General features: G+C 59.9%; 10 protein-coding genes. 6 read left to right on the top strand and 4 right to left on the bottom strand.

Annotation, left to right across the window (positions count from 1 at the left end; translation table 11 throughout):
* Nucleotides 1-9 precede the first annotated feature (9 nt).
* Nucleotides 10-480 (top strand): RidA family protein, encoded by a 471-nt coding sequence (locus ACM6I5_RS25290; RefSeq protein WP_414884910.1) that lies wholly within the window; start codon nucleotides 10-12, stop codon nucleotides 478-480.
* On the top strand, nucleotides 477-1658 hold the full coding sequence (locus ACM6I5_RS25285) for an aminotransferase class V-fold PLP-dependent enzyme (RefSeq protein WP_414884909.1): 1182 nt from the start codon (nucleotides 477-479) through the stop codon (nucleotides 1656-1658). Before ACM6I5_RS25290 ends, ACM6I5_RS25285 begins: the two co-directional genes overlap by 4 nt.
* Here ACM6I5_RS25285 and ACM6I5_RS25280 read toward each other — a convergent pair.
* Nucleotides 1655-1996 carry a hypothetical protein gene (locus ACM6I5_RS25280; protein ID WP_017336831.1) on the bottom strand — a complete coding sequence of 114 codons (342 nt, stop codon included), beginning with the start codon at nucleotides 1994-1996 and terminating at the stop codon, nucleotides 1655-1657. The genes ACM6I5_RS25285 and ACM6I5_RS25280 overlap by 4 nt on opposite strands.
* Nucleotides 1997-2248: 252 nt before the next feature.
* Here ACM6I5_RS25280 and rapA point away from each other — a divergent pair, with 252 nt between their 5' ends.
* Complete coding sequence (rapA, locus tag ACM6I5_RS25275; protein ID WP_017336830.1) at nucleotides 2249-5095, top strand: RNA polymerase-associated protein RapA; 2847 nt, start codon at nucleotides 2249-2251, stop codon at nucleotides 5093-5095.
* A 190-nt stretch (nucleotides 5096-5285) separates the two neighbouring features.
* Here the strand turns inward: rapA and ACM6I5_RS25270 are convergent, their stop codons facing one another.
* Nucleotides 5286-6635, bottom strand: coding sequence for a spinster family MFS transporter (locus tag ACM6I5_RS25270; protein ID WP_017336829.1), 1350 nt, complete (start codon nucleotides 6633-6635; stop codon nucleotides 5286-5288).
* Between the two features lie 287 nt (nucleotides 6636-6922).
* Here ACM6I5_RS25270 and ACM6I5_RS25265 point away from each other — a divergent pair, with 287 nt between their 5' ends.
* Entirely contained in the window at nucleotides 6923-9205 is a 2283-nt protein-coding gene (locus ACM6I5_RS25265; RefSeq protein ID WP_414884908.1) for a putative bifunctional diguanylate cyclase/phosphodiesterase, read from the top strand.
* Here the strand turns inward: ACM6I5_RS25265 and ACM6I5_RS25260 are convergent.
* Entirely contained in the window at nucleotides 9096-9992 is an 897-nt protein-coding gene (locus ACM6I5_RS25260; protein ID WP_414884907.1) for an NAD(P)-dependent oxidoreductase, read from the bottom strand. The two genes, ACM6I5_RS25265 and ACM6I5_RS25260, sit on opposite strands and share 110 nt — an antisense overlap.
* 197 nt (nucleotides 9993-10189) lie before the next feature.
* On the opposite strand from ACM6I5_RS25260, the gene ACM6I5_RS25255 reads away from it, so the two are divergent.
* Nucleotides 10190-12385, top strand: a complete 2196-nt coding sequence (locus ACM6I5_RS25255) for a hypothetical protein (protein WP_017336826.1) — start codon at nucleotides 10190-10192, stop codon at nucleotides 12383-12385.
* A gap of 299 nt (nucleotides 12386-12684) precedes the next feature.
* Here ACM6I5_RS25255 and ACM6I5_RS25250 read toward each other — a convergent pair whose 3' ends face one another.
* Nucleotides 12685-12990 (bottom strand): DUF2288 domain-containing protein, encoded by a 306-nt coding sequence (locus ACM6I5_RS25250; RefSeq protein ID WP_017336825.1) that lies wholly within the window; start codon nucleotides 12988-12990, stop codon nucleotides 12685-12687.
* 339 nt (nucleotides 12991-13329) lie between these two features.
* Between ACM6I5_RS25250 and ACM6I5_RS25245 the strand changes: the two genes are divergently transcribed.
* Nucleotides 13330-14457 carry a branched-chain amino acid ABC transporter substrate-binding protein gene (locus ACM6I5_RS25245; protein WP_414884906.1) on the top strand — a complete coding sequence of 376 codons (1128 nt, stop codon included), beginning with the start codon at nucleotides 13330-13332 and terminating at the stop codon, nucleotides 14455-14457.
* Nucleotides 14458-14650: the final 193 nt, after the last annotated feature.

Below are 14650 nucleotides of genomic sequence, written 5' to 3'. Positions count from 1 at the left end.
GGACTCACCATGACCGATTCACTCGCCCACCGCGTCCAGCAACTGGGCCTGTGCCTGCCAACGCCGAGCCAGCCCATTGCCAACTACGTCAATCATGTGGTCAGCCAGAACCAGCTGTTCATTTCCGGCCAGATTCCTTTGCAGGACGGCAAACCGGCGTTCATCGGGCGACTTGGCGAATCGATCTCCGATGAAGAGGGGGCTAACGCCGCCGAACTCGCTGCCTTGGGGCTGCTGGCACAACTCAGCAATGCGCTGAACGATGACCTCTCGAAACTGGTGCGCATCATCCGCCTGGGCGTGTTTATCGCCAGCGCTCCTGACTTCCAGAAACACGGCGCGGTTGCCAATGGCGCGTCCAATCTGTTGGTCAATGCTCTCGGCGAGAAAGGCCGGCATGTACGCACGGCCGTGGGTGTATCGAGCTTGCCCGGCGGCGTGGCGGTGGAAATCGACGCAATATTCGAGTTGCGGCCGTGAATCGTGCCGAGGTGGAGCATTTGCGCGCGGCTACACCGGGTTGCTACAGCGTGATTCACTTCAACCATGCCGGCGCTTCCTTGCCCAGCCAGGGCACCCTCGACGCGATGATCGAGCAGTTGCAGCGCGAAGCCACCGGCGGCCCGATGGAGGCCGCCGACCAGAGCATCCAGGCCCGCGCCCGCCACGCGGCCGCGAAATTGCTCAACGCCAACACTGAAAGCATCGCCTTCGCCAGCAGCGGCTCGGCGGCGTGGGGCATGGCGTTCAATGCGTTGGGGCCATGGCGGGTCGGCGACCGGATTCTTGTCGGGCGCCATGAATGGGGCGGCAACCTGGCCTGCATGGCCCGGGCTGTCAGCGCGGGCGCGCGGCTTGAGGTGATTCCCTGCGATGAGGCAGGCGCGGTATCCGTCCCAGCCCTCAAGCAGATGATCGACTCGAAGGTAAAGCTGATCGCGCTGACCTGGCTCCCGGCCAATGGCGGCCTGATCAACCCGGCCGAGGCCATTGGCGCCGTGGCGCGACAGCACGGGATTGCCTACTTCGTCGACGCAGGCCAGGCACTCGGTCAACTGCCCTGCGATGTGCAGGCGCTGAACTGCGATGTGCTCAAGGGCGCCGGGCGCAAATTTCTTCGTGGCCCGCGAGGTACGGCGCTGATGTATGTCAGGCCGGGGTTCCTCGAACGACTCGTGCCCGGCCATCTGGACGTGCTGTCCGCCCCCTGGGACGGCGAAAGCTTTTCCGTGCGCGACGATGCGCGGCGCTTTGAAACCAGCGAAGTGTCGGTGGCCTTGCTGGCGGGATTGGCCAATGCGCTGGAGGAATTCAACCGGCTGGGAGCGACCCGCATTCGTCAGCGGATCGATGGGCTGTGTCGGCACCTGCGCGAACGCCTCGGCACTATCAGCGGGCTGACGCTGCACAACCTGGGGGACACCGATCAGCAATCAGGCCTGATCGCCTTCACGCTCAAGGGTTGGGACAGTGTCGATTTGAAGCAGCAACTGGCGCTGAGGGGGATCAACATCGGCGCCAATGGGGTGGCCTATACGCCACTGGACATGCAGGCAAGAGGACTGGAAAGCATCGCACGGATTGCCGTCAGTTACCTCAACACCGAAGAAGAAATGGAGGTATTGCTGAACGCCCTCAACCAACTCTCCAAGGCTTAGATCTGAATGTCGACCCACAAGCCCTGGCGCGGCTCGTCTTCAATCAGCGGCGCGACCGGCACGGTGTTGTCGGCGTTGAGTTCGGTGCCAGGAATGGCCAGATGCACATCAGGATCTTCATCGGCTTCACGACGACGCCGTTGCTGTTCCTGCTTGCGGCGCTGTTCCTCGCGCAGCTGAAATGCCGCCTCTTCCGGGTCGCGCTGTTGCAGATCGATCGTGCTTTCGTTGGAGCTTTCCTGCACCGGCACAACGGGCGGAATATCCGGGCGCTGGCGGATCGGGTCGTGCTGGGAAGTGATCGGCACGGCACTCAATGGGAGCATCGGTGGCAGCATAATTAGTTGTCTCCTGTGAGCAGGCTGTCGGCTGCGGGGATGGCGACTTGAGCCATCGGTCGCAAACTGTGACCTGATTGGCACTTGCAGGAGCTGCCGCAGGCTACGATCTTTATCGGACAACATAGAACTCAAGCGTTCCCCAAGATCAAAAAATCGAAGCCTTCGACAGCTCCTACGCCGTAAACCTTTTGGTCTGGAGGGCCGATTCCGTTAAGATAGCCCGCTTTTTCAAGGTGGGAGTCAGGCAGCATGGCGCAGCAGTATCAACCGGGGCAACGCTGGATCAGTGACAGCGAAGCCGAGCTGGGTTTGGGCACCGTTCTGGCACAGGACGGCCGCTTGTTGACCGTGCTCTATCCGGCCACTGGCGACACTCGCCAGTACGCGCTACGGAATGCGCCCCTCACCCGCGTGCGGTTTTCGCCGGGCGACTCGATCACTCACTTCGAAGGCTGGAAACTGACTGTCCAGGAAGTCGACGACGTCGACGGCCTGCTGGTCTACCACGGCCTCAACGCACAGAACGAAGTGGTCACCCTGCCGGAAACCCAGCTGTCGAACTTCATTCAGTTCCGTCTGGCCAGCGACCGTCTGTTCGCCGGGCAGATCGACCCGCTGGCCTGGTTCTCCCTGCGCTACCACACGCTGGAACACACCAGCCGTCAATTGCAATCCTCGCTCTGGGGCCTGGGTGGCGTGCGTGCGCAACCGATCGCGCACCAGTTGCACATCGCCCGTGAAGTGGCCGACCGCATTGCGCCGCGGGTCCTGCTGGCGGACGAAGTGGGTCTGGGCAAGACCATCGAAGCCGGTCTGGTGATCCATCGCCAACTGCTGTCGGGCCGCGCTAACCGCGTACTGATCCTGGTGCCAGAGAACCTGCAGCACCAGTGGCTGGTGGAGATGCGCCGCCGCTTCAACCTGCAAGTCGCGCTGTTCGACGAAGAACGCTTCATCGAAAGCGATGCCGCCAACCCGTTCGAAGACACCCAGCTCGCACTCGTTGCGCTGGAATGGCTGGTGGAAGACGAGAAGGCTCAGGACGCGCTGTTTGCCGCCGGTTGGGACTTGATGGTCGTCGACGAAGCCCACCACCTGGTGTGGCACGAAGACAAGGCCAGCCCGGAATACTCGCTGGTCGAACAACTCGCCGAAGTCATTCCTGGCGTATTGCTGCTGACAGCAACCCCGGAACAACTGGGCCAGGACAGTCACTTCGCCCGTCTGCGCCTGCTTGACCCGAACCGTTTCCATGACCTGCACGCTTTCCGCGCCGAGAGCGAAAATTATCGCCCGGTCGCCGAAGCCGTTCAGGAGCTGCTGGAAAAAGGACGCCTGTCGCCTGAAGCGCACAAGACCATTCACGGCTTCCTCGGCAACGAAGGCGAAGCGCTGCTGACCGCCGTCAACGATGGCGACACCGAAGCCAGCGCCCGTCTGGTCCGCGAACTGCTCGACCGCCACGGCACCGGCCGCGTGCTGTTCCGTAATACCCGCGCCGCGGTGCAAGGGTTCCCGGAACGCAAACTGCACCCGTACCCGCTGCCCTGCCCCGACGAATACCTCGAACTGCCGCTGGGCGATCACGCCGAGCTGTACCCGGAAGTCAGCTTCCAGGCCCAGCCGGACGCCAACGAAGAAGAGCGCTGGTGGAAATTCGACCCCCGCGTCGAGTGGCTCATCGATACGCTGAAGATGCTCAAGCGCACCAAAGTGCTGGTGATCTGCGCCCACGCCGAAACCGCCATGGACCTGGAAGACGCCCTGCGCGTGCGCTCCGGCATCCCGGCCACGGTATTCCACGAGGGTATGAACATCCTCGAGCGTGACCGCGCCGCCGCTTACTTCGCCGACGAAGAGTTCGGCGCGCAAGTGCTGATCTGCTCGGAAATCGGCAGTGAAGGTCGCAACTTCCAGTTCTCGCACCATCTGGTGCTGTTCGATCTGCCGTCGCACCCGGACCTGCTGGAACAGCGGATCGGTCGTCTCGACCGGATCGGCCAGAAGCACATCATCGAACTGCACGTGCCGTACCTGGAAACCAGCCCGCAAGAGCGGTTGTTCCAGTGGTATCACGAAGCACTGAACGCGTTCCTCAACACCTGCCCGACCGGCAACGCCCTGCAGCACCAGTTCGGCCCGCGCCTGCTGCCGCTGCTGGAAAACGCCGACGATGGCGAGTGGCAAGCGCTGATCGACGAAGCCCGCGCCGAGCGTGAGCGTCTGGAAGCCGAGCTGCACACCGGCCGTGACCGTTTGCTGGAGCTCAACTCCGGCGGCGCTGGCGAAGGGGATGCGCTGGTCGAGGACATTCTTGAGCAAGACGATCAATTCGCCCTGCCGATCTACATGGAAACCCTGTTCGACGCCTTCGGCATCGACAGCGAAGACCATTCGGAAAACGCGCTGATCCTCAAGCCGAGTGAAAAAATGCTCGACGCCAGCTTCCCGCTGGGCGACGACGAAGGCGTGACCATCACCTACGACCGCAACCAGGCGCTGTCTCGCGAAGACATGCAGTTCATCACCTGGGAACACCCGATGGTGCAGGGCGGTATGGACCTGGTGCTGTCCGGTTCGATGGGCAACACCGCCGTGGCACTGATCAAGAACAAGGCGCTGAAACCTGGCACCGTGTTGCTGGAGTTGCTCTACGTCAGCGAAGTGGTTGCGCCGCGCTCGCTGCAACTGGGCCGTTACCTGCCGCCGGCCGCGCTGCGCTGCCTGCTCGATGCCAATGGCAACGACCTGTCGGCCCGGGTCTCGTTCGAAACCCTGAACGATCAATTGGAAAGCGTGCCGCGCGCCAGCGCCAACAAGTTCATCCAGGCCCAGCGCGATCAGCTGACGCCACGGATCAACGCCGGTGAAGAGAAGATCTTCCCGCGTCACGCCGAGCGTGTGGCTGAGGCGCAGCGTCGCCTGGCGGCCGACACCGACGAAGAACTGGCACGCCTGACGGCGTTGCAAGCGGTCAACCCGACCGTACGCGACAGCGAACTGGTTGCCTTGCGCAAACAGCGCGAGCAAGGCCTGGCCATGCTCGACAAGGCTGCGTTGCGACTGGAAGCGATTCGGGTGTTGGTGGCGGGTTAAGTCCCCTGCTCCACCGATAAACAAAAAGGCCCGCAGCGATGCGGGCCTTTTTATGCTTCGAGACAAACCATTGTGGCGAGGGAGCTTGCTCCCGCTCGGCTGCGAAGCAGTCGTCGCGTTGAGATTTCAGGGCCGCTTCGCGCCCCAACGGGAGCAAGCTCCCTCGCCACAGGTTTTCTGTTCGCTCCTGTTATGCGGTGACAGCAGAAACCCCAGGCTCAACCACCGCTACCAACCCTTCCTTCATCCGCTTCGCATCCCGTACAAAACACCGCGATGCCAGAAACAGAAACACCATCGTCAGGAACAGCGCTACCGGGATCAGGTACATCGCGTCATGCAGCCCGACGGCCTTGAACGCTTCGGTCATCTGCCCGGCACCAGCCGCCAGCATGGCCGTGTGCGCAAAGTGATCGGACAGAGCGCCCACCACCACCGGCCCCAATCCACCGCCGAGCAAATACAACCCGGCAAAGAACAACGCCATGGCCGTCGCCCGCAGGCGAGGTTCGACCACGTCCTGAATCGCCGTGTAGACGCAGGTATAGAAGTTGTAGGCAAATAACCAGCCGACGCTGAACACCGCCACGAATACCCCGATTTCGATCCGTCCCGCATGCAACGCCCAAGCCGTACACACCGTCGAGATGATCAGGCTGAACGCTGCAAACAGCAGTCGTCCATTGGCCACGCGCTGGTGAATCTTGTCCGCGACCCAACCACCCAACGTCAGGCCGAACAGCCCCGTCACACCGACGATGACGCCCGTTGCCACGGCGGCCTCATGCAAGGGCATCAGGAAATAACGCTGCAACATCGGCACCAGGAAGGAGTTGCAGGCATAGGTGGCGAAGTTGAAACACAACCCCGCCATCACCAGCCAGAGGAATGTCGGCACCGCCAGCACCCGGCGGATCGGCCGGTCCACACGCTCCTGCGAAACCTGCACACTTTCGGCCGCGCCGCGTTTCGGCTCCTTGATGAAAAACATGAAGATCGCCAGGACAAGCCCCGGCACTGCCGCGATGAAAAATGGTGCACGCCAGCTATCGAATGCCTTGACCATCCAGCCGATGGTGAAGAACGCCAGCAGCAGGCCCAGTGGCAAGCCCAGCATGAAAATGCCCATCGCACGCGCGCGGCGATGGGCCGGGAACAGGTCGCCGATCAATGAATTGGCGGCGGGTGCATAACTGGCTTCACCAATCCCGATGCCCATGCGCACGATCAGGAAACTCCAGAAACTGCCCACCAGCCCGTTGACGGCGGTCAGCGCGCTCCACGCTGCCAGGCCCCAGCCCATCAGTTTGGCCCGCGAGCCGGTATCGGCCATCCGCCCCAGAGGCAGGCCGGCAATTGCGTAGACGATGGTGAATGCAGTCCCGATGATCCCCAGTTGAAAATCGCTGAGGCTCCATTCCATTCGGATCGGCTCGATGATGATGGCGGGAATGGTGCGGTCGAAGAAGTTGAACAGATTGGCCAGGAACAGCAGGAACAGAATGCGCCAGGCATTCGCCGCTTGGGTCGAGTTCTGCATGGGTCCGTCTCTTTTATTGTTATTGGGGCTTCACTGCCGATGCATCCGAGCCCGGAACCTGCAATCTAGTCAGGCCCGCCAGAGCTGTCTGTAATTATTCGTAAAGCTGATACCGCCCCATGGAACCCGGCGCGGTGCATGCAACAATTTATGTCTAAACAATCCAAAACTCATTCCAAAAAGATCGAAATCAATATGCCACTACGGCTTGCGGCCTTTCTATGAGTTCTATACTCCCAAGCATTCGCCAGCGTGCATGACGCGGCCAGGACAAGACGAGGAATGCTATGGAGTGGCTTGGTTTGCGTTTTATTACCGAGCTGACCGCAAACGGGCAGGTTTTCCTCAATTGCACACATGACCCCTTTCTGGTGCTACTGGCCTATCTGGTCGCCTGTGTGGGCGGTTTCGCCACACTGGACATGGCCGAGCGAGTCGGTCATTCGGAAAATCCCGCCTCTCAACGACTCTGGCGCTGGGTGGGTGCTGCCTGCCTGGCAGGCGGGATCTGGGCCATGCATTTCATCGGCATGCTGGCGTTTCAGGCGCCCGTCGAGATTAACTACGAACTGCCCATCACCATTGCCTCTCTGCTGATTGCACTGTCCGCCTCGTGGCTGGCGATGCTCGTCCTCAGTCACCCTCACCTGAACATCTGGCAATACGCCCAGGCTTCGATCTGCATCGGGCTGGGCATCGCCACCATGCATTACGTGGGCATGGCGGCCATGCGTTCGAATGCGATGACCTATTACCAGCCGGGGTTGTTCACCCTCTCCATCGTGATCGCCATTGCCGCCAGCTTCGCGGCACTGTTGCTGTCGAGTCGCCTGCGCAATGGCTCTGGCACGACCCATCAATTGGTCAAGTTCAGCGCCAGCCTGGTACTCGGGGCAGGCATTATCAGCATGCATTTCACCGGTATGGCCGCCTTCAACCTGGTGCTGCCAACCGGCAGCCCGCTGACACTGCCCGGTGACAACAATCACCTGCAACTGGGGCTGACGGTGGCGGTGATGACGCTGCTGATCATCGGCAGCAGCATCAGCGCGGCATTGGCGGACAAGAAACTGCAACACAAGGAACGCGACCTGCAACGGGTCAACAGACTGCTCGGCCAACTGGACCAGGCACGCCTGTCGCTACAACACGTGGCGAACTATGACGCGTTGACCAACCTGATCAACCGGCGAGGCTTCAACCAGATCTTCGCCGAAAGGCTGCTCCAGAAAACCAATGAAGGCGGCATGCTGGCGGTGATGTTTCTCGACATCGACCACTTCAAGCGAATCAATGACAGCCTCGGCCATGATGCCGGCGATGAACTGCTTAAAGTCCTGGCCCAGCACATCAAGGGTTCGGTACGCGGCCACGAAAATGTGGTGGCGCGCTTCGGTGGAGACGAGTTCTGCCTGCTCATCAGTCTGCGCGATCGCGAAGAAGCACGGCACATGGCCCAGCGCATCATGCTGAAAATGAAGGAGCCGATCGAGCTGTCAGGGCGGCGCATGGTGATGACCACCAGCATCGGTATCAGCCTGTTTCCCGACGATGGCACCACCTGCGAAGAACTGCTCAAACACGCCGACCTGGCGCTGTACCAATCCAAGGGCAACGGTCGCAATGGTCTGAATTTCTTCAGCTCAAACCTGAAAACCCGTGCCACGCTGGAATTGCAGCTGGAAGAAGAGCTGCGCCAGGCGCTCAGCGAAAACAGCGGGCTGGTGCTCCACTACCAACCCGTCCAGGACCTGAAAACCGGCCAGGTCAGCAAGCTTGAAGCACTGGTCCGCTGGCAACATCCGGTTCACGGACTGCTGGCGCCGGACCGCTTCATTGCCATTGCCGAGGCCAACGGCCTGATCGCCGAGCTGGACAACTGGGTCCTGCGCAAAGCCTGTGAGGACTTGGCCACATTGTCGCGCGAAGGCTGTGAAACCCTGCATATCGCGGTGAACTGCTCGCCCCTGAACCTGGCGCGTGAAGAGCTGGCCACTGAAATCGAACAGGCACTGTGGGCAACCGGGATTGCGCCGCAGCGCCTGGAACTGGAAGTGACCGAGAACGCACTGATGAATAACATCGCCGAGACGCTGGTGTTGCTGCGCCAGATTCGCGCCCTCGGCGTTTCGCTGTCGATCGACGATTTCGGCACCGGCTACTCATCGCTGGCTTACCTCAAGCGCCTGCCGCTCAACACGCTGAAGATCGACCGCTCGTTCCTTCAGGACATCCCCAATGCGACCCAGGACATGGAAATTGTCCAGGCGATCATCGTCATGGCCCACACGCTGCATTTGCAGGTCGTCACCGAAGGCGTCGAAACCCCCGAGCAATACGCGTTTCTGGAGCGCAACGGCTGCGATTTCGTGCAGGGCTTCCTGCTCAGTCGCCCGGTGCCGCTGACGGAGTTGCGTCCTGTGCTGGACGAGATCAACCAACGCAAACATACGCGCGGGTTCACTCCTTTGAATCTGGCTCGCGGTACAGCTGCACTAACGTTGACGGGTCCTTTTGCAAAAAGCCCTGAGCCCCATGCAGGCGCATCAGTTGCGCAGCCAATCCGCTGACTGGCGTGGCCGAGCCCTGTTCACGGGAAAATTTCACCGCGGTGTCGAGGTCCTTGAGCAGCGTGCGCACGTGCCATTTCACGGGTTCGAAGCGGCTTTCGGCCATTTGCGGGGCGAGGATCTGCAAGGGTCGGGAATCGGCAAAACCACCTGCCAGGGCTTCGGCGATCAGGCTGGCCTGCACACCGGAACGCTCGGCCAGCGCCACCACTTCGGCGATGACCAGGGCGTTGCAAGCGACAATCATCTGATTACAGACTTTGGTCACCTGCCCCGCCCCGACCGCGCCCATATGGGTGACGCGCTGGCCGAGGTTCAGCAGTACAGGCATGACACGCTCAAGGTCCGCCGCTTCGCCGCCCACCATGATGGCCAGGCTACCAGCCTCGGCACCGACCACACCACCGGACACCGGAGCGTCCAGCCAGCTCATGCCGGTCTGGCTGGCCAGCCGCGCTGACATTTCCCGCGTCGCGGTGGGTTCCAGGCTGGAAAAATCCACCAACAGCTGGCCGCTTCTCCCACCCTCGGCAATCCCGCCCGGACCAAACACCACCTCGCGCACCACTGGCGTGTCCGCCAGACACAGCATCACCACCTCCGCGTGCCGACAGAGTTCGGCGGGCGTCTTCACCTGCCGCGCTCCTGCTTCTACCAAAGGCGCGCACTTGTCCGGATTACGGTTCCACACCGCCAGCGGATAACCCGCCGCCAGCAAGCGCCGACACATCGGCAAACCCATCAGGCCGATCCCGGCAAAACCCAACGAAGGTAGCGTTGACATCATTTGGCCTTCTTTTCGATTAAAGATCGCCAAATATTGGCCGATTCATCATGACTAAGGAAAGGATTCCCCCGAGTGATGCTCAGGCCACCCCCTGACGCTTGGGCCAATGACGCGCTGAAAACAAGACGCGAGAACCCATCCGTGACGGTTCGACGACAGTAGTCGCCCGACCGACCAGCCCAGGTACATGGCGCACAATGACTTCCAAAAACAATCCGGCCACTGCGATATCCGATCTGACGCTGAGCCCCGCGGCGAACAGCCCCGCACCGTCGAAGCCATTGACGCCGTCGCGCCCGCTGGCGACTCAGCAATACCTGTACTTCACCGAAACCAACACCGACCGCATCCTCGATAACCTCGACGGCCTGCGCGACCTCGTATTCCCGCGCCCGCCGCACCTGGAAGGCGATAACGAGCAGCACAGCGACCAGGAATTCCCGTCGGTGTGCCTGATCGGCCTCGGTCGCTGCGGCTCGAACATTGCGCTGGACGTCGCGGAGCTGGTGTACAACGCGCGCAAGTTCTACCTCAACGAATTCAACAACGAAGACCGCCTGTCGCCGGACAAACGCTACGCCGAAAAGGGCTACAGCCCGGCCCAGTGGATCCGCAACAACCTGCGCCTGGGGACGAACAAGGCCACCAAACCGGTGTTCCTGGTCGAGCCGCTGGTGATGCTCGGCGACCTGGACAAAGACATCGCCGGTCGCATCCGTTTCTCGCGCAAGGGCGAAAAAAGCGGCTTCCTGCGCGACTACAGCAAAATGAAAATCATGGACTTGTCGGAAGTCCACGCCGGTGGTGCCGGTAACGCGCCGATCCTCGGCCAGTACCTGGCCAAGATCATCCTGAACAAGGACACCCAGCGTTTTTCCAGCCCTGACTGGAAGATGATTCACTCGTACCTGATCGACAGCTGCGGTATCAAGGCCAACCAGTCGCGCCTGTATTTCTCGATCTTCAGTGCCGGCGGCGGTACCGGTTCGGGCATGGCGTCGGAATTCGGCCTGGCCCAGCAACACTCGTACATGAACAAGACGTTCGACACCAAACCGATGGACGAGCATGACGGCAAGAGCGGTCATTCCTTCGTCTTCGAACCGATCTTCACCAGCGGCATTTGCGTACTGCCGAACATTTCCGATCACCGCAGTGAAATGTCCGAGGCGCTGCACATCAACGCCGGTCGTCTGCTGTGCAAATACCTGTCGGAAGAGTGGGACTTCTCCTACAACTTCGCCAACGAAGACAGCAGCGAAGCGAGCGTCATGGGTCGTATCCGCCCATGGAACGCCATGATGCTGATCTCCAACGACATCATGCGGTATGCCGAAGAAAGCGATGACGGCAACATCCAGAACATCGACGTCAACGCGATGGAAAAGCACGCCAACCAGTACATCTCGCAGCAGATCTTCAACATCCTGACGGCGCAGGCGGTCACGACCGACTACGACCAGAACTATTTCCGTCGCGCCGGCATCGACATCGGCGAGACCATTCGCCTCGACGCCAACGACCTGTTCATGAGTCTGGCTGGCCCGGTGGCGATTGCCTACGCCGAATCCGTGGTACCGGAAACGCCTCCACCGAGCAGCGACAAGTTCAAGGTGTTCGAAAAAGAACCGCAGCGCCTCAACATCGATGACCTGTTCTTCCGCTCCATCGACCTGCCGCACTTCAATAAAGTCACCCAGGCCATCGAAGGCATCAGCCTGTTGCCGATCGAATCCAAGCGCTATCGGGCGTCGCTGGAGCAGTACAAGAATTCCGGTTATGACGCGGCCGCGTTGCACGACCTGCACTTCTTCAAGAACTGCTCGTCGGTGGTCTCGATCGTGTCCCTGCCCAAAGACTACAAACTGTCCTACATGGACCTGAACCGGTTGAAGACTCACCTCAACAGCCTGTTCCCGAACACCACGCTCAAGCGCTACGCGCTGGTGATCGGCGCGTCGGCCAACTTGTCGCTGACCACATTGATCGCCAAGAGCCCGTGCCTGTCGGACGATTTCCTGACGCTGATCGTCGCGTTCATCAAGCGCTGCTTCGCGAAGAACCCGTACCGCTTCGACGATACGCTGGATAACTCGATCCTGGACTTCATCATCAATGAAGAGTTCGACGAAGACCTGATCGACGACTTGCTCAACGAGTTCGAAAACCCGGCGAAGATCCTCGATACCAACTGGTATGCGATCAAACCGATGTACGAGAAGAAGTACCGCGAGCTGATCAGCGACAAGGACAAGTTTGTCTCGATCAACGACATTCGGCTGTCGCGTGATTGCGTGAAGAAGGCGATCAAGTATCTGCGCGAGATCTACCGTCACCGGATTGGCAAGACCAAGGTTATTTCGCTCAATAACCATACTGGTAAAACCTTCTAAAACCGCGTCGCGCCCAATCGCGAGCAGGCTCGCTCCCACAGGGATCGCATTTCTTCTGAAGAAACGCGGTTAACTGTGGGAGCGAGCCTGCTCGCGATGGCGGCGGCACATTCACCACGAAATCCAACATCCAGAAACAATTAAGCAGCCCATCGGCTGCTCAATAAACTGTTCCCGTTACGTTTACGTCACCGTGATGCTGGCCACGCCTGTGGCCTTTCTCTACGGCAACATGCCATCACGCTACTCGGCTACACACTTTTGTTCGGCGAACTCGCGCACTCATTCGGTGCAGAGATTCACTTCGTCGCCCTTTCCTGGATCATAATCCACGGCGAAACCACCACTGCCCACAGCTCCGGGTCACGTTCAAAAAGATCCAGCGCCCGCGTTTCAGACAGCTTGGCGACCTCGTCGGCGGCCAGCCAGGCAGCCACTTTCTCACCGTCATCGGTCGCTACAGCCTCCGCCGCCGCAATCAAATCCAGCTCAGGACTGACCCACAATAGGGCACCCTTGGCGAAGAACGGCTCCAGCTCTTTCCAGGTAATAGATGCGGTTTCACCAAGCAGCTTGGCATAGAGGGTGCTAGGTTCTTGAGTCATGGGTCCTGTCCGGAAAAGAAATCGACGTGGATGATAACGTTGGTGGTCTGGCAGAAAAACCCGGAAGCAATTGAGTCGCCGATTGAAAACTGCAGGAAAGCCAAGGATTGCTGATATTTCAGCTGAAGCCCCCGCCGCAATTCTGTCTTTTTCTTTCAAAAAAGCGACACCCCCTGATTTTGCCCCCTGGCGCCAGCTTCCCAGGCTAACAATCGGCGCTCTACACTGTACCGGTACAGTTGCCGGGGGCATTTTCCGGAGGATGTCGAAGATATCTGACCCGGTTCTGCTGCTACGGCGCCAGGACTATAAAAACTACAACAGTAAGAGTGGAGCACTATGACTAAGGCTACTAAGCAGATTTCCAAACTGTTTGCCGCTATGGTTCTGGCCGGGGTTGCCAGCCATTCGTTCGCAGCTGACACCATCAAGATCGGCATCGCCGGCCCTAAGACCGGTCCTGTAGCCCAATACGGCGACATGCAGTTCAGTGGCGCCAAAATGGCCATCGAACAAATCAACGCCAAGGGCGGCGTAGACGGCAAGAAACTCGAAGCCGTTGAGTACGATGACGCCTGTGATCCAAAACAAGCTGTGGCTGTCGCGAACAAGGTCGTCAACGACGGCGTCAAGTTCGTGGTCGGTCACCTGTGCTCCAGCTCCACTCAACCGGCTTCGGACATCTACGAAGACGAAGGCGTGATCATGATCACCCCGGCTGCCACCAGCCCGGACATCACCAACCGTGGTTACAAAATGGTGTTCCGCACCATCGGTCTGGACAGCGCCCAGGGCCCTGCCGCCGGTAACTACATAGCCGATCACGTAAAACCGAAAATCGTTGCTGTCCTGCACGACAAACAGCAATACGGTGAAGGCATCGCCACCGCCGTTAAACAGACCCTCGAGAAGAAAGGCACCAAGGTCGCCGTGTTCGAAGGCATTAACGCCGGCGACAAGGACTTCTCCTCGATCATCGCCAAGCTCAAGCAAGCCAACGTCGACTTCGTCTACTACGGCGGCTACCACCCTGAGCTGGGCCTGATCCTGCGTCAATCCCAGGAAAAAGGCCTGAAAGCCAAGTTCATGGGTCCGGAAGGCGTGGGTAACGACTCCATTTCGCAGATCGCCAAGGATGCTTCCGAAGGTCTGTTGGTCACCCTGCCGAAATCCTTCGACCAGGATCCGGCCAACGTTGCCCTGGCTGACGCCTTCAAAGCGAAGAAAGAAGACCCGAGCGGTCCGTTCGTATTCCCGGCCTACTCGGCTGTGGAAGTGATCGCTGAAGGCATCAAGGCTGCCAAGTCCGAAGACACCGCCAAAGTGGCTGCTGCCATCCACACAGGCACCTTCAAGACGCCTACCGGCGACCTGAGCTTCGACGACAAGGGCGACCTGAAAGACTTCAAATTTGTGGTTTACGAGTGGCACTTCGGCAAACCAAAAACTGAAGCCAAGCCTCAGTAAGGCGTTGCCTGACTGACTGCCAATAAAGCCCACGGCGTGCCGTGGGCTTTGTTTTACGAACGTATTGGGCCGCGCTGGCGTGATCCGCCAGTCTCCCCACCTGAAAATCTCAAAACCGTCATCAGCGGTTCGCTGGCAAACCTCGCGTTCGAAGTGGATGCAGATCCACGGGGCTCGAGCGGGAAAATGACTC

It is taken from the genome of Pseudomonas sp. IT-P171, assembly GCF_949767765.1.
GTDB classification, from domain to species: Bacteria; Pseudomonadota; Gammaproteobacteria; order Pseudomonadales; family Pseudomonadaceae; genus Aquipseudomonas; species Aquipseudomonas fluorescens_B.
This window is presented reverse-complemented; position numbering and strand designations above follow the sequence as displayed.

Coding starts and splice junctions, on each gene's coding strand:
- ACM6I5_RS25250 (WP_017336825.1), bottom strand. CDS start 12,990: ATGACTCAAGAACCTAGCACCCTCTATGCCAAGCTGCTTGGTGAAACC.
- ACM6I5_RS25280 (WP_017336831.1), bottom strand. CDS start 1,996: ATGCTGCCACCGATGCTCCCATTGAGTGCCGTGCCGATCACTTCCCAG.
- ACM6I5_RS25245 (WP_414884906.1), top strand. CDS start 13,330: ATGACTAAGGCTACTAAGCAGATTTCCAAACTGTTTGCCGCTATGGTT.
- ACM6I5_RS25290 (WP_414884910.1), top strand. CDS start 10: ATGACCGATTCACTCGCCCACCGCGTCCAGCAACTGGGCCTGTGCCTG.
- rapA (WP_017336830.1), top strand. CDS start 2,249: ATGGCGCAGCAGTATCAACCGGGGCAACGCTGGATCAGTGACAGCGAA.
- ACM6I5_RS25265 (WP_414884908.1), top strand. CDS start 6,923: ATGGAGTGGCTTGGTTTGCGTTTTATTACCGAGCTGACCGCAAACGGG.
- ACM6I5_RS25255 (WP_017336826.1), top strand. CDS start 10,190: ATGACTTCCAAAAACAATCCGGCCACTGCGATATCCGATCTGACGCTG.
- ACM6I5_RS25270 (WP_017336829.1), bottom strand. CDS start 6,635: ATGCAGAACTCGACCCAAGCGGCGAATGCCTGGCGCATTCTGTTCCTG.
- ACM6I5_RS25260 (WP_414884907.1), bottom strand. CDS start 9,992: ATGATGTCAACGCTACCTTCGTTGGGTTTTGCCGGGATCGGCCTGATG.